Consider the following 1,362-nt stretch of genomic DNA (forward strand, 5'->3'; position numbering starts at 1 on the left):
TTGCTATGTTCCGAATGGTTGCTATGGTCCGCATGGTTGCCATGGTCCGAATGGTTGCCATGGTCCGAATGGTTGCCATGGTCCGAATGGTTGCCATGACCATGATAGTGTTCTGTAAGTTCTTTTGGATCGCTCATTGGCTCCTCCTTATAATGGTTTTCCTGTATGGAAACCAGGATGTTTGACAATCGTCGTGGGAAAAAGGGTGAGATCAGGATCTGTTGTACTTCTTGATGATGTCCCCCGTCGGATCCTTTTCTGCGGATTTCCTGTTGAGCGAACAACAGTCCAACCGTTGGTCCCCAAAGTTACGATCATTGGCTTCCGCCATTTTTTTCAGATAATCATTCCAACGAACCTTGATGTTCTTGAAAAATTTCATCGGCACACCTCCTCGGTTAGCGAAATCGTTTGAATGCATCCATCACCTCGATGATCTTCAGTTGCTTCTCCTCTGGGTCCTCCTGCTGCATGGCATGGGCCACACAGGTGTGGAGATGATGCTCCATCACGATCTCCTCCACTCCCTTGAGCGCTGAGATCACGGCGGATATCTGGGTGAGGATATCGATACAGTACCGGTCGACTTCGACCATTTTCCTGATGCCTTTCACTTGTCCTTCGATGCGGGCAAGGCGGGAATCTGTTTTCTTTCTGGTGCGTTCATCCATATACACAATATACCCCTAGGGGGTATATCTGTCAAGCGTATGACCACCATATAAATGAAATGTCTTTCCCACTGCTGTTACTCCGGGCTAGTGGAAGATGTAAATGTAAGATTATCTATTGAAGCACGAGAACATTTCCAGGAAGAGCCCTCATTGCAGTTTCAAGAAGGCTGTGAATAGGGTTAAGTAAAATAACTAAACCCCAATAATAGATGTTTTAAGCATCAATATTAATGTTGAAGAAACGAGAGTACGAAGAACCTGAGGTTTGTATTGACGTGACCCCGAACCATTTTATCCCCATGCGGTGTACCTTGGAGGTAGTTTTAGTCAAATTGTAATGACGCTATCCCTATCTGCTCAAACCTTGGGATGACCGCGAAGTTACTGAATATATACCCTTGTCTGTCCTTGGCCTGGATATATGATATTTTCAATTTTGATTTGGCTACTCATGTTTCGTTCACGCTATCCATCCCTTTCCATTCGTGTTATAAAAAACCATGCCGGACGAGAAAAGAAAACCCATCATACATGTCATCCCAGCCGGACGGCATTTCAAGCGTGTCCGGGTTGCCTTGTACTGTCGTGTGAGCACGCAGATGGAGCGACAGCTGCAAAGCCTCTCGGCCCAGATGGATTTCGAGAAGGAGGACATCCTGGAGAGCCCCGCTTGGGAATATGTCGGTAG

At 46.5% G+C, this 1,362-nt stretch carries 2 protein-coding genes and 1 pseudogene; 1 reads left to right on the forward strand and 2 read right to left on the reverse strand.

The annotated features are described in order from the left end of the window. Nucleotides 1-211 precede the first annotated feature (211 nt). Nucleotides 212-382 carry an LDCC motif putative metal-binding protein gene (locus JF818_RS12355; protein WP_198892297.1) on the reverse strand — a complete coding sequence of 57 codons (171 nt, stop codon included), beginning with the start codon at nt 380-382 and terminating at the stop codon, nt 212-214. 16 nt (nt 383-398) lie between these two features. Further along, the gene (locus tag JF818_RS12360) at nt 399-671 is read right to left on the reverse strand and encodes a metal-sensitive transcriptional regulator (protein WP_198892298.1); all 273 of its coding nucleotides are present in this window, start codon (nt 669-671) and stop codon (nt 399-401) included. Nucleotides 672-1,174: 503 nt separating this feature from the next. Between JF818_RS12360 and JF818_RS12365 the strand changes: the two are divergent. Then, nucleotides 1,175-1,362: pseudogene (locus JF818_RS12365) on the forward strand (hypothetical protein); the annotation flags it as partial.

It is taken from the genome of Sphaerochaeta sp. S2, assembly GCF_016406725.1.
Taxonomy (GTDB): Bacteria; Spirochaetota; Spirochaetia; order Sphaerochaetales; family Sphaerochaetaceae; genus Sphaerochaeta.